This is a genomic window from Nitrobacter sp. MLSD-S21, from assembly GCF_058809865.1.
Genome location: NZ_JBXASZ010000001.1, coordinates 161749 through 185031, shown reverse-complemented (window position 1 = coordinate 185031; position 23283 = coordinate 161749). Strand labels below are relative to the sequence as shown.

27 protein-coding genes, 1 tRNA gene and 1 pseudogene are annotated in these 23283 nt (G+C 60.1%); 8 read left to right on the top strand and 21 right to left on the bottom strand.

Going from position 1 to position 23283, the window contains the following annotated elements; all coding sequences use genetic code 11:
* Nucleotides 1–121: 121 nt before the first annotated feature.
* The 3 genes from AC1RT6_RS00870 to AC1RT6_RS00860 form a co-directional block, all read right to left on the bottom strand.
* Nucleotides 122–586 carry an FKBP-type peptidyl-prolyl cis-trans isomerase gene (locus AC1RT6_RS00870; protein ID WP_079447173.1) on the bottom strand — a complete coding sequence of 155 codons (465 nt, stop codon included), beginning with the start codon at nt 584–586 and terminating at the stop codon, nt 122–124.
* Nucleotides 587–689: 103 nt separating this feature from the next.
* Nucleotides 690–1220 carry a gamma carbonic anhydrase family protein gene (locus AC1RT6_RS00865; protein WP_079447174.1) on the bottom strand — a complete coding sequence of 177 codons (531 nt, stop codon included), beginning with the start codon at nt 1218–1220 and terminating at the stop codon, nt 690–692.
* Nucleotides 1221–1262: 42 nt separating this feature from the next.
* Entirely contained in the window at nt 1263–1592 is a 330-nt protein-coding gene (locus tag AC1RT6_RS00860) for a DUF6949 family protein (RefSeq protein ID WP_079447199.1), read from the bottom strand.
* Nucleotides 1593–1794: 202 nt separating this feature from the next.
* On the opposite strand from AC1RT6_RS00860, the gene AC1RT6_RS00855 reads away from it, so the two are divergent.
* Complete coding sequence (locus AC1RT6_RS00855; RefSeq protein WP_079447175.1) at nt 1795–2502, top strand: hypothetical protein; 708 nt, start codon at nt 1795–1797, stop codon at nt 2500–2502.
* A gap of 9 nt (nt 2503–2511) precedes the next feature.
* Here the strand turns inward: AC1RT6_RS00855 and AC1RT6_RS00850 are convergent, their stop codons facing one another.
* Nucleotides 2512–2730, bottom strand: a complete 219-nt coding sequence (locus AC1RT6_RS00850; protein ID WP_079447176.1) for a DUF3126 family protein — start codon at nt 2728–2730, stop codon at nt 2512–2514.
* A gap of 319 nt (nt 2731–3049) precedes the next feature.
* On the bottom strand, nt 3050–3880 hold the full coding sequence (gene cysE / locus AC1RT6_RS00845) for a serine O-acetyltransferase (RefSeq protein WP_079447178.1): 831 nt from the start codon (nt 3878–3880) through the stop codon (nt 3050–3052).
* A 256-nt stretch (nt 3881–4136) separates the two neighbouring features.
* Between cysE and AC1RT6_RS00840 the strand changes: the two genes are divergently transcribed.
* Nucleotides 4137–5558: a hypothetical protein gene (locus tag AC1RT6_RS00840; protein WP_079447201.1), complete on the top strand. Its 1422-nt coding sequence runs from the start codon at nt 4137–4139 to the stop codon at nt 5556–5558.
* Here AC1RT6_RS00840 and AC1RT6_RS00835 read toward each other — a convergent pair.
* Together AC1RT6_RS00835 and AC1RT6_RS00830 are read right to left on the bottom strand one after the other, a co-directional pair.
* The gene (locus tag AC1RT6_RS00835; RefSeq protein ID WP_079447200.1) at nt 5516–6268 is read right to left on the bottom strand and encodes an alpha/beta fold hydrolase; all 753 of its coding nucleotides are present in this window, start codon (nt 6266–6268) and stop codon (nt 5516–5518) included. The genes AC1RT6_RS00840 and AC1RT6_RS00835 overlap by 43 nt on opposite strands.
* A gap of 56 nt (nt 6269–6324) precedes the next feature.
* Nucleotides 6325–7434, bottom strand: a complete 1110-nt coding sequence (locus AC1RT6_RS00830; RefSeq protein WP_472790217.1) for a hypothetical protein — start codon at nt 7432–7434, stop codon at nt 6325–6327.
* Nucleotides 7435–7742: 308 nt separating this feature from the next.
* Between AC1RT6_RS00830 and AC1RT6_RS00825 the strand changes: the two genes are divergently transcribed.
* Entirely contained in the window at nt 7743–7988 is a 246-nt protein-coding gene (locus AC1RT6_RS00825; RefSeq protein WP_079447202.1) for a zinc-finger domain-containing protein, read from the top strand.
* Nucleotides 7989–8049: 61 nt separating this feature from the next.
* Nucleotides 8050–9204 (top strand): FAD-dependent monooxygenase, encoded by a 1155-nt coding sequence (locus tag AC1RT6_RS00820; protein ID WP_472790219.1) that lies wholly within the window; start codon nt 8050–8052, stop codon nt 9202–9204.
* Between the two features lie 52 nt (nt 9205–9256).
* Here AC1RT6_RS00820 and AC1RT6_RS00815 read toward each other — a convergent pair whose 3' ends face one another.
* The 4 genes from AC1RT6_RS00815 to AC1RT6_RS00800 all read right to left on the bottom strand — a co-directional run bounded on the left by AC1RT6_RS00815 (nt 9257) and on the right by AC1RT6_RS00800 (nt 11469).
* Nucleotides 9257–9670, bottom strand: a complete 414-nt coding sequence (locus AC1RT6_RS00815; RefSeq protein ID WP_079447203.1) for a twin-arginine translocation pathway signal — start codon at nt 9668–9670, stop codon at nt 9257–9259.
* A 98-nt stretch (nt 9671–9768) separates the two neighbouring features.
* Entirely contained in the window at nt 9769–11025 is a 1257-nt protein-coding gene (locus AC1RT6_RS00810) for an aminopeptidase (protein ID WP_079447181.1), read from the bottom strand.
* 45 nt (nt 11026–11070) lie between these two features.
* A complete protein-coding gene (locus tag AC1RT6_RS00805) occupies nt 11071–11253 on the bottom strand; it encodes a hypothetical protein (protein WP_079447182.1) in 183 nt (60 codons plus the stop codon).
* Nucleotides 11254–11380: 127 nt separating this feature from the next.
* A tRNA-Leu gene (locus AC1RT6_RS00800) sits at nt 11381–11469 on the bottom strand.
* A gap of 212 nt (nt 11470–11681) precedes the next feature.
* Here AC1RT6_RS00800 and AC1RT6_RS00795 point away from each other — a divergent pair.
* On the top strand, nt 11682–12023 hold the full coding sequence (locus AC1RT6_RS00795) for a hypothetical protein (protein ID WP_493028907.1): 342 nt from the start codon (nt 11682–11684) through the stop codon (nt 12021–12023).
* 19 nt (nt 12024–12042) lie between these two features.
* Here AC1RT6_RS00795 and AC1RT6_RS00790 read toward each other — a convergent pair whose 3' ends face one another.
* The 5 genes and pseudogenes from AC1RT6_RS00790 to AC1RT6_RS00770 form a co-directional block, all read right to left on the bottom strand.
* Nucleotides 12043–12648 carry a 2-hydroxychromene-2-carboxylate isomerase gene (locus tag AC1RT6_RS00790; protein ID WP_079447224.1) on the bottom strand — a complete coding sequence of 202 codons (606 nt, stop codon included), beginning with the start codon at nt 12646–12648 and terminating at the stop codon, nt 12043–12045.
* Between the two features lie 105 nt (nt 12649–12753).
* A pseudogene (locus tag AC1RT6_RS00785) lies at nt 12754–13238 on the bottom strand (hypothetical protein).
* Between the two features lie 62 nt (nt 13239–13300).
* Nucleotides 13301–13807, bottom strand: a complete 507-nt coding sequence (gene gpt / locus AC1RT6_RS00780) for a xanthine phosphoribosyltransferase (RefSeq protein ID WP_079447225.1) — start codon at nt 13805–13807, stop codon at nt 13301–13303.
* 100 nt (nt 13808–13907) lie between these two features.
* Nucleotides 13908–14648, bottom strand: coding sequence for a competence/damage-inducible protein A (locus AC1RT6_RS00775; protein ID WP_079447226.1), 741 nt, complete (start codon nt 14646–14648; stop codon nt 13908–13910).
* A gap of 191 nt (nt 14649–14839) precedes the next feature.
* The gene (locus AC1RT6_RS00770) at nt 14840–15139 is read right to left on the bottom strand and encodes an usg protein (protein WP_079447227.1); all 300 of its coding nucleotides are present in this window, start codon (nt 15137–15139) and stop codon (nt 14840–14842) included.
* Between the two features lie 400 nt (nt 15140–15539).
* Between AC1RT6_RS00770 and groES the strand changes: the two genes are divergently transcribed.
* Together groES and groL are read left to right on the top strand one after the other, a co-directional pair.
* On the top strand, nt 15540–15857 hold the full coding sequence (gene groES / locus AC1RT6_RS00765; RefSeq protein ID WP_079447228.1) for a co-chaperone GroES: 318 nt from the start codon (nt 15540–15542) through the stop codon (nt 15855–15857).
* A gap of 40 nt (nt 15858–15897) precedes the next feature.
* Nucleotides 15898–17541, top strand: coding sequence for a chaperonin GroEL (gene groL, locus AC1RT6_RS00760; protein WP_079447229.1), 1644 nt, complete (start codon nt 15898–15900; stop codon nt 17539–17541).
* A gap of 210 nt (nt 17542–17751) precedes the next feature.
* On the opposite strand, the gene AC1RT6_RS00755 is transcribed toward groL, so the two are convergent.
* Complete coding sequence (locus tag AC1RT6_RS00755) at nt 17752–18135, bottom strand: hypothetical protein (protein ID WP_472790223.1); 384 nt, start codon at nt 18133–18135, stop codon at nt 17752–17754.
* Nucleotides 18136–18252: 117 nt separating this feature from the next.
* On the opposite strand from AC1RT6_RS00755, the gene AC1RT6_RS00750 reads away from it, so the two are divergent.
* Nucleotides 18253–18486 (top strand): hypothetical protein, encoded by a 234-nt coding sequence (locus AC1RT6_RS00750; RefSeq protein ID WP_139372894.1) that lies wholly within the window; start codon nt 18253–18255, stop codon nt 18484–18486.
* Nucleotides 18487–18520: 34 nt separating this feature from the next.
* On the opposite strand, the gene AC1RT6_RS00745 is transcribed toward AC1RT6_RS00750, so the two are convergent.
* From AC1RT6_RS00745 to AC1RT6_RS00730, 4 genes are all read right to left on the bottom strand, one after another.
* Nucleotides 18521–19168 carry a VOC family protein gene (locus AC1RT6_RS00745; RefSeq protein WP_079447338.1) on the bottom strand — a complete coding sequence of 216 codons (648 nt, stop codon included), beginning with the start codon at nt 19166–19168 and terminating at the stop codon, nt 18521–18523.
* A gap of 462 nt (nt 19169–19630) precedes the next feature.
* Entirely contained in the window at nt 19631–20224 is a 594-nt protein-coding gene (locus AC1RT6_RS00740; protein WP_079447233.1) for a DUF4142 domain-containing protein, read from the bottom strand.
* Nucleotides 20225–20420: 196 nt separating this feature from the next.
* Nucleotides 20421–21917: a glycosyltransferase family 39 protein gene (locus AC1RT6_RS00735; protein WP_079447234.1), complete on the bottom strand. Its 1497-nt coding sequence runs from the start codon at nt 21915–21917 to the stop codon at nt 20421–20423.
* Nucleotides 21918–21924: 7 nt separating this feature from the next.
* Nucleotides 21925–23055, bottom strand: a complete 1131-nt coding sequence (locus tag AC1RT6_RS00730) for a glycosyltransferase (protein ID WP_079447235.1) — start codon at nt 23053–23055, stop codon at nt 21925–21927.
* Nucleotides 23056–23283: the final 228 nt, after the last annotated feature.

The following is a 23283-nucleotide window of genomic DNA, read 5'->3' as shown; positions in this document are numbered from 1 at the left end:
CGCGCGCGGCCAGCCTTCCCCCAAAAGGCTGGCCGCACCCCTTTTTAAGGAAAGCTTCAGCGCACCCTATAAGGCCAAGAACGGTTCTGTGCGCTACCGCGCGACGGCCGCGCGAAGCGGCTCAGCCTTTCAGGCCGAGCAGCTCGACGTCAAAAATCAACGTTGCATTGGGCGGAATGACACCACCAGCGCCGCGCGCTCCGTAACCGAGCTCCGGCGGAATGATCAGCGTGCGCTTGCCGCCGACCTTCATAGAGGCGACGCCTTCGTCCCAGCCTGCGATCACGCGACGCTTTCCGATTGGAAACTCGAAGGGCTCGTTGCGGTCCACCGAACTGTCGAACTTGTCACCTTTTTGCCCGTCCTTATAGAGCCAGCCGGTGTAATGCATGATGCAAACCTGGCCCGGCTGAGGCGAAGGGCCCTCCCCAACTTTGGTGTCCGTGATCTGCAAACCCGATGCTGTTGTCATGGTTTTCTCCGCGGTTTGGGCCGCTGCTGTGGCCGGAGCATCGATCAGAACGATTCCGCCCGACGCAATCGCAATTGCAAATGTCAAAACGCCCGCACATCGAAACGCCCGCATCGCTGCATTTCTCCAGCCTGTTATCGGCGCCCACATCTAGCCCAAGGAATAGGCGACGACCACGGCTTTTTGCAACTTTCGTCAGCGGGTTCCACCGAGGATTTCAGCCGATTCGCTTCAGGCCCTTTCCGAAGCGCAGGCCGTTCGCGGCGTAGAATTTCGCGCCGCTTCCCATCGCCTCGATCTCGGAAGGTTTAAGCGTGCGGGTCACGCGCGCCGGCGCGCCGACAATGAGAGAGTACTCCGCAAACTGCTTGCCTTCGGTAATGAGCGCGCCCGCGCCGACGATGCAGCCGCGACCGACCCGCGCGCCGTTCATGACGATCGAACCCATACCGATCAGCGCACCATTTTCGATGGTGCAGCCGTGCAGAATAACGTTATGGCCGATCGTGCAGTTGCTTCCTATCGTCAGCGGAAATCCCTCGTCGGTATGGCAGGTGCATCCGTCCTGAACGTTGGACCCCTCTCCAACTTCGATCCATTCGTTATCGCCGCGCAGCACCGCACCGAACCACACGCTCGCATTGTCGCGGAGGCGAACCCTGCCGATTACCGCGGCGGTTTCGGCGATGAAATAGCGCCCGCTTTCCGGCAGGTCGGGCACTTGCCCATCGAGTTCGTAAATCGCCATTACGCCTCCTGCCAGCTAGCGGCGACAATGCCACGGCGGCGCTTAGGCGAGCAACCCGACCGCCTTCAGCGTCATGACCACGCAGGTGCCAGACATCAGGCTCCAGAAACCCGCGATCACGGTCGCCATCATGACGAACTCAAAACGGCGCCGCTCGATGCGTCGTCCGCGAAGTGTATTGCGCATGATGATGAAGGGCGCAGCGAAGACCAGGAATGGAACCGCAGCAAATGCCCTGGCAACAACACCCTGCTGTAGCAATCCGAAGCCGGCGGGGCGTTTGACAAATGCCTGATAGCCACTGGCGAGCGCGCCTGCGATGGCGAATCCGATGCACAGGGAAAAGAAGGAATTCAACGTATCCGGCGACATCGAAAAGGGCATCCGTTCACGATTACGGCGTTCCCTCCTTCGCAAAATGCCGCTTGCCTCGCCACCTTATCCTTAAGAAAGGGTTAACGCGACGCACGCGTACCAACCTTGCGCGCCGGCACAGTACGGCTGACCTCGCATGCAAACTCCACATTGCGTGGCATAGTCGCGGCTGATTCGTCCTTTCGGAAATGTCTGTCGCATGGCCATGCTGTCGTCCGCCCCGCGCCGGTCGCGCGGGAAACCGCCGGCCGGTCATCTGATCCCGCTACTCGCAGCCGTGATGATCGCGATGCCCGCGATCACTGCAGTCGCCTATTTGTTGTGGCCAACCTGGACTCCCAAAGTGCCTGACAACAATGAGCGATTGCCGGTCAGCATCGGGCAAACCGTGTTCAATGTGCCGAAGCACGCCTTCCGTGTGAAAATTCAGAGACATTCGGGGCCGCAGGAGCGCATCGATCTGAATTTCCTTTATCCTTCGCTGGCAACGCCGGATGCGCCGAGACATGTCACCGCCGAGACCGTCGAAGATGGACCGCAGCCGATCGACCGCGTCTTCCTGTCGATTGCCGCCCATCACGATTCGCTGGCACCCGATATCCTCGTGCGTACCATCTATCCGCGTTATCTTGATGCTACTCACACACCGTCTCAGGACGGACTATCGATACGTGCATTCCGCGACGGAACGCCGTATGCGGGCGAAGATCTACTCATAGCGCAGACGCCCGCGCTAGTGGCGCGATGTACCCGCGATGCTATGACGCCGGGCATGTGCCTGAGCGAACGCCGGATCGGAAGCGCCGACCTGACGTTCCGCTTTCCACGGCAATGGCTAACAGAATGGCGCGACGTTGCCGGTGGGATGGAGCAGCTCGTGCAGCAACTACACCCGCTGCAAAACTAGCTTCGACAATTAACCGACGTCGGCCAAATCCTCCTCAAGAATAGCCATCTGAAACTGAAACGAGCGATCGTCGTCCTCGTCATCGACGAATAGCACGCCAATAAACTCCTCGCCGATATAGACCTCGGCCGAGTCGTCCTTCTTTGGACGCGGCACCACTCGAATCCTGGGGTTGCCGAACACACGCTTGAGGTAGGCGTCGAGTTTCCTGACTTCCTGAACGTTCACGGCAGTCTCCAGATGTGAGGGTTCGCAGGGTTCTAGAGTCTCATTCAACTCCGCAGAGTTCTGACTCCGGGGTCCGATCAGCTGCGTTGAATAAACTTTGCTTTAAATCTTTCGATTGAGCACGATCTTGTCCGAAACCGGTTTCCACTTTGCGCTGGCGCGGCCTTTCGGGTTGGAATCATTGCTCTCGCCGTATCCTTAATCACGCATTATCTCGTCCGAAAATCGATTCCTATTTTCGGGTCGTCGGTGTTTGCAGCCAAGTTCGCCGCTGCACTGCGCCCCCGCGAACTTCAGATTCGAAAGAACGCTGGCAAGCTTATGATTCTGGTGTCGCATTCAGCATCTGGTTCATCGTGCGCGAGGGCTCCGAGCAGCCGGCCGGACCGACCGTTCTGGCTGGGACGCCTGCGACGGTGACATTGTGCGGCACCGGTTTCACGACGACCGATCCGGCCGCGATGCGCGCGCAATGTCCGACCTCAATGTTGCCAAGGATTTTCGCGCCGGCGCCGATCATTACGCCGTGGCGGATCTTCGGATGGCGGTCCTCATTTTCCTTGCCGGTACCACCGAGCGTCACGCCATGCAGGATCGACACGTCGTCCTCAATGACCGCGGTCTCACCGACGACGAAGCCGGTCGCATGATCGAGGAAAATTCCACGGCCGATTTTGGCGGCGGGATTGATGTCGACCTGGAACACCGAGGAAGAACGGCTCTGCAGGTAATAAGCAAAATCCTTGCGGCCTTTCTTTTGGAGCCAGTGCGCGAGGCGGTGGGTCTGGATGGCATGAAAGCCTTTGAAGTAGAGCAGCGGATCGATGAACCGCGACGTCGCGGGGTCGCGGTCGAACACCGCCACCAGATCGGCGCGGAACGCGTTGCCGATATCGGGATCGTCGCGGAGCGCCTCATCGAAGGTCTGGCGGATCAGGTCGCCTGACAAGGCCGAATGGTCCAGCCGCCCTGCGACGCGATGCACCACCGCAGCCTCAAGCCGATCATGATGAAGAACGGACGAATAGATAAAGGCCGCCAGCTCAGGTTCGCGGCGAACGATGTCTTCGGCCTCGCTGCGGATGCGATCCCAGATCGGATCGAGCGCAGCAAGTTTCGGATTCTGCGAATTGACGTGCTGGATCGCCATGGTCGTCTCGCAACCTCGATTTTGCCCCGCAGTTTAACATGTTGCGGGGTCGTTGTCCTTGATGTTCAGAGAATATTCATTTAGCCCGTCTAGGGTTAACCGATCTAAGGGCTTGAATCTTCGTACTATATTCGGTCCCTGAGAGAGGCCCGGCGCCACCAAACGGATCGGAAATCTTCATCGTTCAGGCCAACGTCGGACTAATTTACGTCAAATAAATTATGCATGTGCGACGAAACACTCAATAGGTGGAATGATGCGCCGCCCACCGGAGAACACGTCCATTTCGACCCCGGTCTTACACACGCGTGACGCGGAAATACCGTGGGGCTGGATCGCGGCCGTCGTCATTCCCGTACTTTTGCTCGCTCCAGCGATCTGGAACGGCTATCCGCTGCTTCAATATGATACGGGCGGCTATCTGGCGCGATGGTATGAAGGCCATCTCGAGATCAGCCGTTCGAACGCGTATGGCATCTACCTTCATTTGGGACAGGGCTCGTACTTCTGGATCAATTTGGTATGCCAGGCGCTGCTGACGCTGTGGATCCTGCATTTGACCTTGCGCGTGCTCAACATGGCGCAGCCATTGCGGCTTCTCGCAATCGCCCTGATCCTCATCACGGCTACCGCGCTACCGTGGCTCGCCAGCATGCTGCTAACCGACATTTTCGCGGGGCTGGCGGTGCTCGCGCTCTACATCCTCGTGGTGCATAACGGCAAGCTTTCGATCGTCGAGAAGATCTCGCTGTTTCTGTTTACGTCCTTCGCGGCGGCGAGCCACACAGCGACGTTCGGGGTCCTGTTGGGACTGTGTTGTGCGGGGTGGATCGTCAAGCCATTGCTCGGCCCAAGGCTTCAGATCACAGGGCTGGTTCAGGGTTCCCTGACGATCCTTGCCGGCGCGGCCATGCTACTGGCTGCCAATGTCTTTTTGACAGGCCGGCTTGCCTGGACGCCCGGTGGCGCCTCCGTCTCGTTCGGACGCATGATGCAGGACGGCATCGTCGCACGCTATCTCAACGACCACTGCGACAAGATCAAGTTGAAGCTCTGCCCCTACCGCAATCAACTGCCGGCAACAGCGGATGATTTCCTTTGGGGCAATGACACCATATTCGACAAACTCGGCCGCTTCGAGGGGATGAACGGCGAGATGGAATTCATCGCCACGCATGCACTGGTCGCCTACCCTCTCTGGCAGGCCGAAGCTGCGGCCGAAGCAACGGCAGAGCAACTCGTGGAAGTCAGCACCGGCGAAGGCAATACCGGATGGATCCCGCACACCTACGGCATCATCGAACGCTATTTGCCAGAGCAGGTGAAGGCTATGCGCGCCGCGCAGCAGCAGCACTGGAATATCAAATTCACGGCCATTAACTGGATTCACGTCCCGGTCGCGCTCGCCTCGATGCTGTTGCTCGCTGCGATCGCGCTGACGGCGTTATGGCGGCGGCGTATCGACGACGTCGAACTTCTTGCAGCGACGGTTTGCGTGGCATTGCTCGGTAATGCGTTTATCTGCGGCGTTATATCAGGCCCCCACGACCGCTACGGCGCGCGCATGGTCTGGATCGCAACGTTCGTGGTGCTGATCGCGGCGGCGAGGTTCCTCGCCAGTCGCTACGGTTGGCTTCACGGCCGGCGTGACAGAAATCTCAGCACGCCTTCCTTGTAGACCTTGTCTCCCACAGCACGCATGTGGTCGCGGTTGGGAATGTTCAACACCTCCGCACCGGGGATCACGTCCGCTAGCTCCTGCGCCGATCCTGCGATCTCGTCTTTCGTGCCGACCGCTATCAGCGTTGGCACCTCGATGCCGGCGACTTCAGCTTCCGTCATCAGCCGCCGTGATCCGCGCAAACACGCCGCCAGGGCGCGTCGATCAGATCGGGTCTGATCGGCAAAGACCCGGAACGTCCGGCCGAACGGATCGGTCACGTCATCCAGCGACGGTGCCTCCAGCGCCCTGGCTACGCTTTCGCCCGGACCGCCCCCCTTAATCAGTCCGATACCCAGACCGCCGAAAATTCCGGAGCGCACCCGTTCAGGCCGAGTTCGCGCCAGAATTCCCATCATCCTGGCGCCGAGCGAATATCCCATGACATCCGCGCGCGCGATGGCAAGATGATCCATCAACGCCGTGATGTCGCTCGCCATCGTGCCGATGTGATAGTCTTCCGGATCGTAGAGCTTGCTGGAATCGCCGTGGCCGCGGTTGTCAAACGCGATTGTCCGGAATCCGTTTTTGCGCAATTCCGACACCCAGGTCGGATACACCCAGTTCACGTTCTTGCTCGACGCAAAGCCGTGCACAAGAACGATGGGATCGCCATCGCCCTCGTCGAGGTAGGCAATTTCAACATCGCCGTGATGAAAGCTCGGCATCAGCGCTTCCGTGATCTGGATGGAGACGGGATGGCTAGCAACGATCGATGAGACGTTTACGTCGGCGACGGCGCGGCGGACAGCCGACGCAGACGCCTGATTTTTGAACGTTGCAGCCATGAGAGCGTCAGGCGCTCGGTCGTGGCCTTGATCGATGACAGAAAACCAAACAGCGCGAAAACCGCGCTAAGCACCCACATCGCCAGATTGAACGCGCCGGTCGTGAGTAGCAGCGCACCCCGGCCCAGAATCTTGATGATGGCGCGGGTCTGTCCGCCTTTGGCCTCGGCGAGCCGCACAGCGCGGGTGACATCTTTTGGCCCTTGAGCGATCCGTAACATGTCGAGCGCGCCGCGCGTCCCGGTCTTTTCACCGATGCGGCCAACATCCTTGGCGAGCCGCACCAGTCCGCCGGCCTTCTCGGCGCGGATCGCGGCCCTGATCGCGACGGCTGTCTGACGCGGCCGCGCCAGCGACCCCGCAGCGACCGCATTTTGCAGTTGCCGCATGTCGACCATCTCGCGCGCCGAACGACCTGCCCATCGGCTCAGGCCTTCACCGAGCCGCCCAGCCTTCCTGGCATCCTTAACAAGCGTCAGTCCGACTCGGACCGGTGCTGCGCCGCCAACGGTCACGAAAGTGGCCCCCGTCACGAGGACGCCTGCCGCGGCGAGCCCCAGAAGCAGCCGGTCGGTATCCTCGCCCATCGCCAGATGCCTGCCCTCCCGCACGATGTCCCGGACATCACCAAATACGCAAAGGTCGCCGGTGAGCGTGCCCGAAAGACTGGCCCCGTCGACGGCATTGCCTGTGACAAGCCCAGAGAAGAATCTCGTTGCGATACCTTGGCTGGAATTTTCTTCTCCGACGGCCTCGGTGACGCGTTGAGACAGTTTGTCCGGGATCGGCATTCCCTTGGCCGCCGCAAGATCGACGAAGCTGTTTCCAAGATCTGGATCCTGCGCCGCTAGCGCCGCCTCGACGTTCCGCCCGATCAGCGCAGGATCGTTTCGAAGTGCGGATTCCAGCTGAAGATCGGCAAGCTGCACGGGGTCATCCTGCGCGATCAGCATGGCGCCGGCATCCGTGGCGCGTGGCAACAACACAGCGAACGCTGTTGCACACACCGCGGCTGCCGTTATCGCGCTGCCAATTTGCCGTCGCATGCCGCCTTTCAAGCACAGCTTTTCCGATCAAAAAAGGACTTCTCTCAAACGACAGGAATATGTCGAATTTGCATGGATAACGGACTGCCAAAATTTGCAAATCTGTTTCCGGCGAGCGCTGTTTTCGAGCGACATGGATCACGGTCCGCGTGAAGAAAACGCGTCAAAACAACAATCTAGAGCTTAGCTTCTGATTCAATCAAAAGCGAAAATGCTCTAGGAATTCGAAGCGCCGGCCAGTATGGTGCCGCGCGATCTCGTTGCGTTATGGGCGCGTCAATGTCTCGCAACGACTTGAGGTGGAAAGCATGTCTGATCACGTAGTCCCCCACTTCCATAACGATTCCGGCGTCGCCGTTATTGAAATCGGCTCGCAGGAATTCATGTGCGTCGGGGCCAATCCACCATTCGATCATCCGCACGTCTTTCTTGATCTCGGCAACGATAGCGAAGTCATCTGCCCGTATTGCTCGACACTGTACCGTTTCGCGGCCGATCTCGGCGCCGGACAGTCCCGTCCCCCAGAGTGCGTGGTAAGGGACAAGGCGGCCTGATCCGCCTGTGACACGGTCACGGTCACGCACCGTCGTTGTCGCCGGCGCCGGAATCGGAGGCTTGACGGCATCGCTTGCGCTGGCGGCGAAGGGTTGTCGTGTCCTTATCATCGAAACCGCTGAACGCCTCGAAGGGGTCGGCGCGGGGCTGCAACTTTCGCCGAACGCAACCCGCGTCCTGATCGAACTCGGCTTGCATGCGCGGCTATCCGCCCGCGCGCTCGCGCCAGAAGCTGTCAGCATCATGAGTGCGCGGCACGGCGACGAGATCTGCCGTATCCCGCTTGGCGAGACAGCCGCGTTGCGCGCCGGCGCGCCCTATTGGGTGATGCATCGCGCCGAACTGCAGGCCGCGCTGCTGGAACAGGTTCACGACCATCCTGATATCGAATTGCGTCTCGGCGCCAGGGTTGAAGACGCAGCCGCGTTCGCCATCGGCGCCAAGGCAACTGTATGCGACGATACGGCTGGCGCTCAGGAGACCGCGTGGGCGCTTATAGGCGCCGACGGCGTGTGGTCCGCTTTGCGCAGTCGGCTTTTTCCGGACGCTGCTCCGCTGTTTTCCGGCCTAATTGCGTGGCGCGGGACCGTGGAGGCAGCACAGTTGCCGCACGACATGACCGCGCCGCGCATACAGCTCTGGATGGGTCCGGATGCGCATCTCGTGACATATCCGATGTCAGGCGGGGACCAGATCAACTTGATCGCAATCGTGCCGGGCGGCTGGAATCAGCCCGGCGGGAACGCTGCCGGAGATACTGCGGATATCAAACGCACGTTCGCACAAGCGCACTGGCCTGAACCGGCGCACGTGATGATCGACGCCGTGAACCGTTGGCACAAATGGGCGCTGTTCACAATTCCGCCGATGGCTGCGTGGCACCGCGATACAACCGCCCTGCTTGGCGATGCAGCCCATGCGATGCTGCCGTTCGTTGCGCAGGGTGCGGGTATGGCGATCGAGGATGCCGCGGTTCTGGCGCAGTGTCTCGGCGAAGCCGCGAACGAAAACGCCGAGGGCGTCGCGGCTGCACTTGCGCGTTATACCAGGCTACGTCGCGCGCGCGTTGCGCGTGTCCAAGAGACCGCACAACTGAATGGGCGAATCTACCATCTCCGAGGTGTCGCCGCTTTGGCGCGCGATCTTGCCATCAGGGCGATGGGACCGCAGCGTATGCTGGCGCGTCAGGAGTGGATCTATAGCTGGCAGCCCTGAACCGAGCGGACTCTGGCTCATCGCTGTCCGTCGTTGGGCCGATCGTCGGAGATCATTTAACGGCGCCGTCGGAGCGCCTCGGTGCAACGCGGGGCTCGCTCGCCGGCGTCTGCTGCGCGGTCGAAGCCGCGTCACACCCGTTCCGTCGCCACGTTTCGTCGGCAAGTTTAGCCGAGGCACGAGTGGTAATGTAGTCGTTGCGATACGCTACTTCGGCAACGGCGGCACCCGCGACACCCGTATGAGCCTTTTCGATCAACCCCTGCAACGTTGCCGTGCGCACCGCCAGAGATTTGCGCTGCGCATCAAGCTGCGGGCAATCATAGAGATCATACGTCGCGGGATCGACGAATGCGCCCGAGACGGCACCGTCGCCGAGATTGGCGCAACCGCCAAGACCGCCGCCCATGATCAGCAGAGTAATGAACACGGGTAACCGCCGACGACGGCCGATCCGGTTGGGCATTGTTCCCCATTCAAGCCGAGCCAAGCGCCCGCCGAACTGCCAAAAAGCACCGGCTCGTGACGGCATTGAGGCCGCTCGTGCGATCAGGCGTTGGCGGTTCACGCCCACTCGCCCTTGCGAAAGACTGGGACACGACTGCCGTCGCTGCTGATGCCATCAATATCGGTCTCGCCTGACCCGATCATCCAGTCGATGTGAATGAAGCTCTTGTTGCCGCCTTGCGCCGCGATCTGCTCCGGCGACAGCTTCTCGCCATCGACGAAGCACTTCGAATAGCATTGGCCGAGTGCGATGTGGCACGCCGCGTTCTCGTCGAACAACGTGTTATAGAATAACAAGCCGCTTTTCGAAATCGGCGAGGAATGCGGCACCAACGCGACCTCTCCGAGCCGCCGCGCGCCCTCATCCGTATCCAGCACCTTGTTGAGCACGTCGGCGCCGCGCGACGCCTTGGCCTCGACGATGCGACCCTGCTCGAAGCGGACGGCGATCTCGTCTATCAATGTGCCTTGATACGACAGCGGCTTAGTGCTTCGGACGCGCCCCTCGACCCGCAATGCATGAGGAGTGGTAAAAACCTCCTCGGTCGGGATATTCGCGTTGAAAACGATGCCATTATTGGCCGCGGAAGCGCCGCCCACCCATTCATGGCCGTCGGCCAGGCCAACCGTGAGGTCGGTGCCTGGCCCGGAGTAATGCAGAGCATGAAAGCGCTGGCTATTGAGCCAATCTGTGCGCTGGCGCAGGGCCGCGTTGTGTGCGGTCCAGTTCGCGATCGGATCATCGTTGTCGACGCGCGAGGCGGAGAAAATCGCGTCCGCAAGTTTCGCCACCGCGCCGTCTACGCTGTCATCCGGAAACATCAATCTTGCCCACGCTGTACCCGGATAAGCGACGATATTCCAGTTGATGTCAAAACCGACAATCTTCTCAAGCGCCGGCTGGTAGGCCATGGAATTCGCCTTGTTGGCGCGGGCGACTTTCGCTGCATCCTCACCCGACAGCAGCATCGGATTGTCGCCGACCACGGCGAGCCGCGCGGTGTTGGCCGCGAATGCTTTCGCCATGCCCTCATAGAGCCAGCTGGCGGCACGATCGAAACTCGCGTCCGGCCCGAACCTGTAGCGTGACAACGTGATGTCGTCATCGGAGAAAAATGGCGTCACCAGCCCCGCCCCTGCCTTGTAGGCATGTTCGGCGATCCGCCGCACCAGAGGCAGCGCCACCGCGGGCGCGGTGATTAAAAGATCCTGTCCCGGCGCAAGTTGCAGGCCGACCTTGACCGCGACTTCCGCGAGACGATCCAGCTTCACCGGATCGATCGGCGTAACGATATGACGCTGATGCTGGGTCATGCGAGCTTATCCTAAGCAACAGAGCGGCCTGATTAGGGCCGCGGACTAACTATCAGGCGTCGTTTTGAAACGCCCGACCAAGCGCTCCCCGTCCCATATTTCCACGTGACGAACGCCCACTATTTTCTTTGCAGCTTCGATCGCCTGAGCGTCATCCGCTTTCACTATGAGCGTGTCGCTCTGGATGTGGCCCTTGTCGTTGAGGATGTAGACTCGATAATCGGTCACCTGTCCTATCTCCAGATTTTCGCTGTCACCGGTGCGCTTACGGGCAGAGTAAAATTTCGCCAGCCATCGATCCCCTGCCCCTCACCGGGCGTCCTTCTTTCAGCAGAGCCAACGCGGGTCTAAGAAGTGGTGCCCCCAACCCGAGTCGAACGGGTACGTCCCTGACGGGACTACAGATTTTAAGTCTGTTGCGTCTACCAGTTTCGCCATGGGGGCAGTGATTTGAGTCCCTTGCGTTTACCGATTCCGCCATGCCTGTGCGCTTTCTTTTCAAACACTTAGTGGGGAAATGCAATGGCGGTATTGCAAAACAGCTCGCGCGTTCTGCAAATGCGTTCACTCGGTGATGAAATGAGGCAGGAGACGAACCCATGATCCCAACCGACGATGTGACCAACCTGGTGGAGCGGTTGCGGCAAGACGCCGAGATGCTCAAGGACGGCTACCAGAGAAACCTCACCGAGCTTTGGCACGGCGTCGTCGTGAAGGATGCCGCAAAAGCTTGTGAAGCAGCTGCCGACCTCATCGAAGCCCAGATCCAGGCACTGAGCAATGCCAAAGCGGAATGGGATGCATTGGATCAATCTCACCGATCTATCGGCGAGCAACTCGGCCACGAAGGAAGGCGTCGCATCGCCGCCGAAACCAGGCTGAAGGAGGCCGAGAAGGTGATCGAGTTGGTCGCGGCGATGCGAATTAACAACTCCGAGCAGATTCGACTGGTTACGCGCGCTCGCACGTTTCTCGCTCCAACGGAGAAACAAAAATAACAAAAAAGCGTCGCGGGTGTTACGCAGCGCTCTTTCGTTGCAGCGCCTCGCGGACAAGCGGCAGGCGGTCGTTGCCGAAATACATATCGGTCTTGCTAAGAAAGATCGTCGGCGATCCGAACGCGCCACGCGCGATCGCCTCGTCGGTATTAGCCTTGAGTTCGTTCTTGATGCCCTCATCTCCAATGCCGGTCAGAAGCTTTTCAGGGTCGATGTCGAGCGACCTGCAAATCTCGGCCAGCACCGGCTCACGCGAGATGTCCTTGTCATCGCGCCAATAGGCTTCAAACACCGATCTGGCGAACGGCACCATCGCGTCGTTGCCAAGCCAGAGACAGCCGCGCATGGCTTTGATGCTGTTTACGGGGAACACAGTCGGCGGTATCTTGATCGCAAGTCCCGCCAACCGCGCCCAATCCGCGAGATCTTTCTTCATGTAGCGAACCTTCGCCGCCACCGGATTTTCCCGCGAGGCATAGACGCTCGGGTTGATGGCATTGAATATTCCGCCGACCAAAACCGGCCGCCACGAAATCTGCTCACCGAACTCCTTTGCCAGCGGCTGGATGTTGTGGAAAGCGAGATAGGTCCAGGGACTGGAGCAATCGAAGAAGAATTCGATCATGGACTGCTTCCTTTATTTTCGTGCCACGGCTTGGCCCGACCATCCCTGTCTTGTCAACTATGGCTCAAGATCAACGTGAAGGCGGACATGATGTCACAACATTGATCAATAGGATTGAATCGTCACACTTTCATGCAGCTTCACACGATAGCCGGCCTGCAATGCGCGCATGGTGGATGGTGGCGTGATCAACCGGGGGCCTGCAAGCGGCAAGCTCGCCTCGCAATAGCCATCAAAGCTCCACAGCAACGGTCGTGCACCCACAATCAAATAATTTTGTTCACCCGCGCGCACCATCGCTCCGTCCGGCAATTCGTTGATCGGCATCGAAAGCGAATGCAGTCGCTTCGTGCGGCCATCGAGCCGTTCCACGTGAAGAACTGCGTCTATTGAAGGCGCTGACGCATAGCGGGCACGATTGCCTCGTTTCCACGCGGCACGAAACGCATTTGCATCCGCGCGCCGGCAATGGAAGCACGGGCGGTGTCCGCCGGATCGTGAATGATTCCACGGTTGCCGGTGAAGGCGCCGCGCTGCGACACCGCGACAATGTCGCCTGAAGGCATGACACGGTTTTGCAAAGGATGCATGAACCTTTCGAACCATGACGTGAGTTTTCTTGACCTGTTGCCGGCGAGAACGATGAAGAATTCTATGCTGCGCCGTCACGCAACGGCGGGGCGAAGGCAAGGTCGAGATCCCACGGGAAATAAATCCAGGTGTCCTGCGAAACCTCGGTGATAAACGTGTCAACCAACGGTTTGCCGAGGGGCTTGGCGTAGACGGTAGCGAAATGTGCGTCCGGAATCATGCTCCGCACGACTCGCGCTGTAGCGCCGGTATCGACAAGATCGTCGACAATCAGAAGATCCTTGCCGGTGCCGCCGCCGAGTTTCGCGGTCGCATCTGAGATGCCTTTCAGCACTTTCAGTTCGCCTTTGCGGATATGGTCGTAGCTTGTGACACACACCGTGTCGATCACGCGGACGCCGAGTTCGCGCGCCACGATCGCTGCCGGGACGAGACCACCGCGGGTGATAGCGACCACTGCATGGAAGGGTCCTGTCTCGTTCAGCCGCCAGGTCAGCGCGCGGCAGTCACGATGAAACTGGTCCCAGGACACCGGAAAAGCCTTGTTGGGCGTTTTGTTAGCAGTCACTTGGTGGTTTCCGTCACAAGTCTTTTTGCAAGAGCAGAAATCTCGCTCATCATATCCAGAATTTTTGGTCTGAGTGCGAGACGCCAAACCGATGGGCCATTTACTGAGGCACTTTGAGTGCCGTCAGCATCGCTCTGATTGCGTCCATTGCCGCCGTCAGCTTGGCCTGATCGCGGGATCGCACCACAAGGCTCGTGTTCGGCTTGCCGTTTTCGTCGAGGAAGGGATAACTGCCGATGGTGGTGTCCGGGTGCGCCTCGGCGATCTCGCGCAGCGGCGTGCCGATGTCACCTTCCCGGCAATTGCCGCGCACCGATTCCGACAGCATCCGCTCGCCCACCTGCAGCGACGGCGCGACGATATCCATCATCGCTTGCATGATCGATGGCACTCCCGCCATGACAATGACATTGCCGATCCTGAAACCGGGCGCCAGAATGGTTGCGCTCTGAATCGGTTCGGACCCCCGGGGAAGGCGCGCCATCCGCAACCGCGCCTCATTCAACTCGCCGGGCTTCTGGTAACGCTCCTTGAAACGCGCCACCACCTCGGGATGATAATCGATGCTGACGTCCAAGGCTTTCGCGATACTGTCGGCGGTGATGTCGTCATGCGTGGGGCCGATGCCTCCGGTCGTGAAGACGTAGGTGTAACGCGCGCGAAGCGCGTTCAACGCCGCGACGATATCGGACTCATTGTCGGCAACGATGCGTACCTCCTTGAGGTCAATTCCGATATTGGTCAGGTATTCCGCAATGAATCCGATGTTCTTGTCCTTCGTCCGGCCGGACAAGATTTCGTCTCCGATCACTAAAACGCCCGCGGTGACAATATCACCCATCACCTCTCCTCGCCGTCAGCAGGTACTTGTCCCTCGCCCGGAACCTGCCGCTTCATGGCGAACCCGCCGCATCATTGCGGAGCGTACGGCGCGCATTCGGGATCATCACATGACGCGCAGCCGCGCCAGCGTCAAGACGTGCGCCTTGACTGCGCAACAACAGAGGCCGCAGCGCTCCATCGTCAAGGCCCTCAATGCAGACAGAACACGCCATCCACCGCGCGCAATTCAGCAGGCTTGATCAGCCTCGAATGCGCGACCGTCACCGAAACCAGCGGTCCATCGAGTTGCTTCTCCCAAAAAGCGAGGAAGTCGCACAACACCGGAAATTTCGGGAACATGTCGTAATTCTGCCAGACGTAGCTCTGCAATAACCACTGGCGATCGGGGCGGCGGTACAGGATCTCGGCCGTCGTCAGGCCATAGCCGAGCACTTGCTTACGAAAATCATCCGAAACGCCGCGGGACTGCACGTCATGCTTCGTGACCATCTCAACCTCCTTGAAGGCTGCGCTATCGGCGAAGTGACGGGCCGGTTCCCCGATAACGCTCCATTCCTCCGTAATCCGCGGTCTGGACTGGTTTTGATGCGCGGATCATCTGGAAAATGTGACATACGAAGCCGGAATCACAAATGAAAAAAATAAAGAAACCAGCAATTAACCAAGTTCTAGCAGCAGCTTACTGCATCTGCTAACAATGCTCTGCACGGTGGGTTAAATTGACGACCAGGCGCTGGCAGTCTCCATCTTTGATTGCTTAAAAAATACGTCTCGGACCCTTGCCCACACCCTGCACCGGGCTTATGTCCTGTCCGGTTAGCTAGCACTCGCTTGTGTTGACTGCTAAAACTCAGAACATCCCAAATTTTCAATATCTTAGGAGGACTGCATGAAATTCCGTCCGCTTCACGACCGCGTCGTGGTCAAGCGCATCGACGCTGAAGAGAAGACCGCAGGCGGCATTATCATTCCCGACACGGCCAAGGAAAAGCCCTCGCAGGGCGAGGTCGTAGCCGTCGGCCCCGGCGGCCGCGACGAGTCCGGCAAGCTGATCCCGATCGATCTCAAGGTCGGCGACAAGGTGCTGTTCGGCAAGTGGTCCGGCACCGAGGTGAAGATCGACGGCCAGGATCTTCTCATCATGAAGGAGTCCGACATCATGGGCGTCCTCACCGACGCCGCGCCTGCCAAGAAAAAGGCCGCCTGAGCGCCATCCCCTTCAAAATCATTCAAAGGAAATATCCAATATGTCAGCCAAAGATGTCAAATTCGGCGTCGAAGCTCGCGACAAGATGCTGCGCGGCGTGGACATCCTCGCCAACGCGGTGAAGGTGACACTCGGTCCGAAGGGCCGCAACGTGGTGCTCGAAAAGTCATTTGGCGCGCCCCGCATCACCAAGGACGGCGTCACCGTCGCCAAGGAAATCGAGCTTGACGACAAGTTCGAGAACATGGGCGCGCAGATGGTGCGCGAAGTCGCCTCCAAGTCCGCTGACGCGGCCGGTGACGGCACCACCACCGCGACGGTTCTGGCTCAGGCGATCGTGAGGGAAGGCGCCAAGTCGGTCGCCGCCGGCATGAACCCGATGGACCTGAAGCGCGGCATTGATCTGGCCGTCGACGCCGTGGTCGCTGACCTCGTCCGGAATTCCAAGAAGGTCACCTCGAACGAAGAAATCGCCCAGGTCGGCACCATCTCGGCCAACGGCGATTCCGAAATCGGCAAATTCCTCGCCGACGCCATGAAGAAGGTCGGCAACGAGGGCGTCATCACGGTTGAAGAAGCCAAATCGCTCGAGACCGAACTCGACGTCGTCGAGGGCATGCAGTTCGACCGCGGCTACATCTCCCCCTACTTCGTCACCAACGCCGAAAAGATGCGCGTTGAGATGGACGACGCCTACATCCTTATCAACGAGAAGAAGCTCTCCTCGCTGAACGAGCTGCTGCCGCTGCTCGAGGCCGTGGTGCAGACCGGCAAGCCGCTGGTGATCGTCGCCGAAGACGTCGAAGGCGAAGCGCTTGCGACGCTGGTGGTCAACCGCCTGCGCGGCGGCCTCAAGGTCGCGGCCGTCAAGGCTCCGGGCTTCGGCGACCGCCGCAAGGCCATGCTGCAGGACATCGCTATCCTGACCGGCGGTCAGGCGATCAGCGAAGATCTCGGCATCAAGCTCGAGAACGTCACGCTGCAGATGCTCGGCCGCGCCAAGAAGGTGATGATCGACAAGGAAAACACCACGATCGTCAACGGCTCCGGCAAGAAGGCCGACATCGAGGCGCGCGTGGCGCAGATCAAGGCGCAGATCGAGGAGACAACCTCGGACTACGATCGCGAGAAGCTGCAGGAGCGTCTGGCCAAACTCGCCGGCGGCGTTGCGGTGATCCGCGTCGGCGGCGCGACCGAGGTCGAGGTGAAGGAGCGCAAGGATCGCGTGGATGACGCGATGCACGCGACCCGCGCGGCCGTCGAGGAAGGCATCGTACCGGGCGGCGGCGTCGCCCTGCTCCGTGCTTCCGAGCAGCTCAAGCGTATCAAGACTCAGAACGACGACCAGAAGACCGGCGTCGAGATCGTGCGCAAGGCGTTGTCCGCGCCGGCCCGCCAGATCGCGATCAACGCAGGCGAAGACGGCAGCGTCATCGTCGGCAAGATCCTCGAGAAGGAGCAGTATTCGCACGGCTTCGACTCGCAGACCGGCGAATACGGCAACCTGATCTCCAAGGGCATCATCGACCCGACCAAGGTCGTTCGCACTGCGATCCAGAACGCGGCTTCGGTCGCGGCGCTGCTGATCACCACCGAGGCGATGGTCGCAGAGCTGCCGAAGAAGAACACCGCTGCCCCGGCGATGCCGGGCGGCGGCGGCGGCATGGGCGGCATGGATTTCTGACGCACAGCGTCAGAAGTCGTCGCCCCTGAATCTAAACTGCTGAAAGCCGGGCAAGCCCGGCTTTCAGTGGCGGCATGGATTTCTGATCCACGCTTCTCAGTCAGTTACGAAATGCAAAACCCCGGCAGCGATGCCGGGGTTTTTGTTTGCGGTACAAACCCCGCGAATTTGTCTGGCCCGACTTTTTTATACGCGCGCGAGGTGTGACGCTTACCGCCAACGGTTCACGATCGCCAACGCACCCCACGATCCCAGCACCGCAGCGGCCATGGCACCGGCCAGCGAGACAGCCATCACGGCCCCTCCCGAAGCCGCGAGCGACGACCCATCCATAAACGAACTGAGGATCATGACCATTATCATCCCGCCAACCTGGGCAGCCACAAACGTCCCGAGAAATGAGGAAATGATATTGACGATCCAGCCGAGCACGCCCCGCCTTTTCGTCCATGCCTCGTGGATCGCGACGGCCAGCGCCGCGACAAAGACAGCCAGCGCGATCACCATCGGCCCGCCGACACTCGACAGCGGAATCGCGTCGCTGACGTAAAGCAGCAGGATGCCGACCACGGCGACGAGTAAGATGTATGGCATGGTGTTCGTTCCGGTTTCCCTTGGCTAACAGTGTCTCATATGAGTCTGCCGACGGGCGTCACGGGTTCAGCCGGTTATCGCGCGATCGGCCGCTATCGCGAAAGCCGATCAAACGTTGTGGCCGAGTCTGTTATCGGCCATCCATCTCTTTCCGGCTCGCTCATCACCAGCAAAAAGATGGTCGCAGAACTGTCGAAGAAGGACACCCGTGCGCCCCGGCGATGCAGGGCGGCGGCATGGGCGGCATGGATTTCTAAAGTCCATCAGCCCTTCGAAGCTGAATGCGAATGCGAAAGGCCCGGTGCAAAAAACCGGGTCTTTTTGTTTGTGATCGCCACTCTGTTCGCCTGATCGTCAAAGCCCGTCGAAAGAGCGGGACCAGCGCTCAATCGGCAGGACCCGCAAACAAAATGAGGTTGCCGTCTGGATCAAGGACGATGAAGTTCCGTGCACCCCAAGGTTCTTTCTTCAGTTCTTGGTGGAAGCTCACACCTGCGGATTGGAATTCCAAGAAAAGTTGCTTGATCTCTGCTGCGGTGTCGACGGTGATCGACGCCGAAAGCAGTTGCTCGCGCTGGCGAATGTCTCCGACAAAGACTGGCTCGCAAACAAGCCGCACACAAAGCTGCGCACGGTCGCGCTTGACCGCGCCATAAAACGGCGGATCGCCGTACACAAAGTCGATTGCAAAGCCGAGTTTGGAAGTAAAGAAATCGCACGACGCCTTGACGTCAGCGACATAGAGTTGAGCTGCCGTTCCGCTGAGGTTTGGAATTGTCATTGCCTGTTTGACTTGCGTGCTCATGGCTAGAGCTCCTGCCTTGAGCGCCTGCCATTCCTCAAACCCCAATTGGCGAGCCACAAGCTCTTGTGCATCGCTGAGCCTGAACTTCGCTTCCAGCACTTGATGATCGTCAAGCTGCTGAAATCGAGGCAGCGCAGCTCTGATCGCGGCGGCAACTGGATAATACCGCTCACGATGCCAGCGCAGATACTGTTTGGCCTGCTTCTTCAGGTTTTCAAGGCTAGGCATGGGCGCAACTACGGTTAGCACATCGTAGGTGGGCATTGCCCCTTCGGCTTCAGCCGATGCGCCCTACTGCAACTATTACATGATGCCTGTCCGGACGGTAAATTGTCAACGGCAGCAGCGTCCCCTGACCCTCGGCCGCGGAACGCCGGATGAAGCCGGTGTGACCGTGGTGACCGTGGTGACTACGCTCGTGTGCTTTTCACTTTCGCACACGAGGCCGCGGGTGCATCGGGCACCCGGCGTTCCGCGCGCCCTCTTCTTCGATGGCGCGAATGAGGAACACCTCAAGCGCGCTTCTTCGACGGCGCGAACGAGGAACACCTCAAGCGCGCGTCTTCGATGGCGCGAACTTGAGGCGTAACACGACGGCGTCCCCGCGCCGATAAACAACAGGGGCGATGACGCGTGTCTGACCGCGCGCACGTCGCGCGCGGCGCTGCTCCTGCGAGACGGTCGTGCCGCCTACTTGCGGTCCATCCGCATCGGCGCGGGCGCCGATTTCGAACTGCCGACCGTCGAACGCCGATCCTCATTCATCTTGATTGCCATGACGAGGTGGCTCTTGAGCGTCTCCAGTGTCTTGCCGGCCCAGTTCTTCAGATTGGCGTTATCGCCGCTCTTGGAATAGCGCTCGAACAGCGACACAGCATCCTCATGGGCATCGACCTGCATCGGATCGTAAAGCGCGGCGAATTCCTGAGGTGTCGCGACTCTGAGCTTGTCGAGCTTGCTTTGCGCGGAACTGTCGAGCGCGGTCGGCAACTCGGCCTTCAGGTCGCCGCTTTTCACCATACCCTTGAGGTCGTTCGAGGTCTGGGTGTGATCGGCGATCACTCGTTCGGCAAACTTCTTTTCCGCGTCATTGCCCTTCTGCTGCGCGATCTTGGCAGCCTCGATTTCCAGCATGTCGCTGGTTGCGACCTCCTTGACGAAGTCGGCGGTGGACGGCGCGACGCCGAGCACAGAGTTAACGCCGGTTCTTTCGCTGATGGACTGCGCAGATACCACCCCGGTCAGCATTGTGGTGGCGGCGAGAGCGATCAGAATCTTTTTCATGTCGCGGATCCTTTTTGGTTGTGTATGGAACAGCCCCCGCTCGGCCGCATGACGAAATTACGGTTCCGGAGCGCTCGTTGAGCGACAACGGCTGGCGCGCAGCGTGGTTCCGACGCTGTCAACAGGTTTGTTGGTTGCATGTCCTCTCGATCTTTCAGATCGAGTCAGCCGTCCGGCCACCTGTAACTGAATTCAGCTACTTCAATTCCGGCGGCAGTGGCGCGAGCACATCGCCTTTCGGGTCCGCCACCACGTCGATCTGGAAGGTCTCGATCGTCAGCGGCCCGCGTTTGCGTTCGAGAGTCGCGACCTTCTCGACGTGATTGAAAAACTGCGCGACGCGCGGCCAGTTGGCCGATCCGTCATCGACATATAGCAGCTTGCCAGTCAGCTGGTACGCATCCGGTGGCGGAGCATTGATCCAGCGAATGCGCTCGAAATGTTGCGCCACGCAAGTGCCCTTCGGCAGATAGAACTGAAGCCAGCTCGTTACGCCATAACCCTGAGCGAGCACGCAGCGCGCGCCGCTTCTCGCGCGCATCGTCTCAATCTCAGCGGCAAGCTCTGGAAAACCAACGCCAACGCTACGCACCGAAGCATCGCGCCGATAGCCCGAGAGTAGGCCAGTGTTCACCTGCACCACCAGCGCCACGAATATTCCAACACCCACCGGCAGCGCCCAGCGCTGGCAGGCATCCGCGAAGTGCCTACCACGCGGCTGCCAGCGCGCGACATCGGAAGCCACCGCCGCCGCGATCGCCAGCGCCGGATAGATCGGTCCGAACCAGTTGGCCTCGACGCGACCATGCAACGAATGCCAGACAAAATAGATCGTCAGCGTCCACACCATCGCATTGATCAGCACTCGCGCCGCCAGCGTGCCCTCGCCGCGTTTCGCCAATGCAAACAGCCCCATCGCGGCGAGACCGAACACCGGCGGCGTCGCAAAGGCGATCTGAGTCGGGATCAACTCAATGATATAGCGAAGGGTCAATTGGTCGACACGCGCGCGACCGAACTGCTTGGCGAACGACACCCAATGGTGTTCGGCGTTCCAGATCAGGACCGGCGAGAAGATCGCCAGCGCCACCAGACCCCCGAGATAAGGCCACGGCGTCCGCAGCCAGCGCCGCAGCTCCGGCACGGCCAACAGCCAGATCAGAATCACCGGACCGAAGACCAGCGCGGTGTATTTCGACAGCAGGGCCGCGCCGACGGCTGCCCCCACCCCGAGCCACCAGGCCCCGCGCCCGGTCACGAACAGCTTCGCGAGACACAGCAGCACGAAACTCGATGCCACCATCAGCGGCGCGTCCGGAGTCACGATCACGGTTCCCGCAGCAACCATCAACATGAGGTTGAGAAAAACGACTGCCGACGCCGCCGCGCGCGCACTGTCGAACAGCAGCACCGTTGTGCGGTAGACCGCAAAGCTCATCGGCAGCGCCAACAGGACCGACACCAGCCGGACGCCGAATTCGGTATCGCCAGCGATCATGGTGCCGAGACGAATCACGATCGCCACCATCGGCGGATGATCGTAATAGCCGCCGGCCAGATGCTTCGACCACGTCCAGTAATAGGCTTCGTCGAATGTCAGCGGCGTCAGCGCCGCGCAGACGAGCCGCAGCGCCACCAGCGCAAGGACCGTGAGAACAACGGCGCGGACGGACCGCGTCTCGGCCGGATGCATCGCCCTGCTATCGCTTGCGCCAGACGAATAGGCTGGATACCGCGTAATTCCAGACCACGCCCATCAGCGCGCCGGTCGCGCCTGCCAGCCACCAGATCGGCTTCTGATCGTAGACCGAAAATGCAACGCCGACATTGGCGAGCAGGCCGACGCTGCACACGAGATAGAAAACGAGGAGGCCGCGCAAGATCCCGAGCCCTTTCAGGCGCAGGTCGCGATAGGTCAGGAAATTGTTGAACAGGAAATTGCTGGTCATCGCCAGGATCGCGCCGAAGGCCTGGGAGTGCGGAAACGGCCATCCCAACACTTCGAGCGCGACAAACAGACCAGCGAAATGGACGACGACACCGACCGATCCCACCAGCGCGAACAGCAGAAACCGCAGCGATACCGCGTCATGCGTCAGCTTCGCCAGTACGAGGCCCAGAAAGTCGAGCGCGACCATCGAATCCAGCTTGCTCTCGCCGTGCAACCGCGAGCCGAAGGTGTAGGGAATCTCTCTGACACGCAATGCGCCGCGCGCAGTTGCGATCACATCAAGCAGGATCTTGAAGCCCTGGGTTGAAAGCTCAGGCGCAAGCTGTTCGAAGCGGTCGCGGCGGATCATGAAAAAGCCGCTCATGGGATCGGCGATTTCGATGCGCAGCAACTTCTTCGCGACCGAGGTTGCCAGCATGCTGAAGCCTGCGCGCTGCTTGTCGAAGCTGTCGGCACTGCCGCCTTCGATGTAGCGGCTGCCGACGACGAGGTCGACGACGTTGCTTTCCAGAAGCGCGAGCATTTCCGGCAGCCGGGTTTCATCGTGCTGAAGATCGGCATCCATCACCGCGGCGCACGGCGCGCTCGATGCCAGAATGCCCTCGATGCATGCGCCGGACAACCCGCGCCGGCCGATGCGCCGGATACAGCGAACACGCGGATCCGCCGCAGCCAGCTCGCGCACTACGTCCGAAGTTCCGTCCGGGGAATTGTCATCGACATAGATGACCTCCCACGCAATTCCCTTCAGCGCCGCGGACAGTTTTCGGTACAGCGCAACCACGTTGTCGCGCTCGTTGAAGGTGGGCACGACAACCGAAAGCTGACGCGGCATTCCGGTTGATAGCTCGACCGGCTCCGGTCTCATGGCTTCATTCATGGCGCCAGCATATATCTGTGGCGACCGCCGATGCCAAGATGAGCGCATCAAGGTAGCCGGCGTGAAGCCCTAACAGGCGCGAGCCGGGAATCCTGCTAAAAGCCGGAAATGTAGGGAAACAGACCGAAGTCAACGACCACGAACAACGGAGCGCGCGTACATCCGGCGCAACCCAGTTATCCCGTGGTCGTTCCGGCGACGGAGCGGGCTTCAACATCGCCGTTGTCA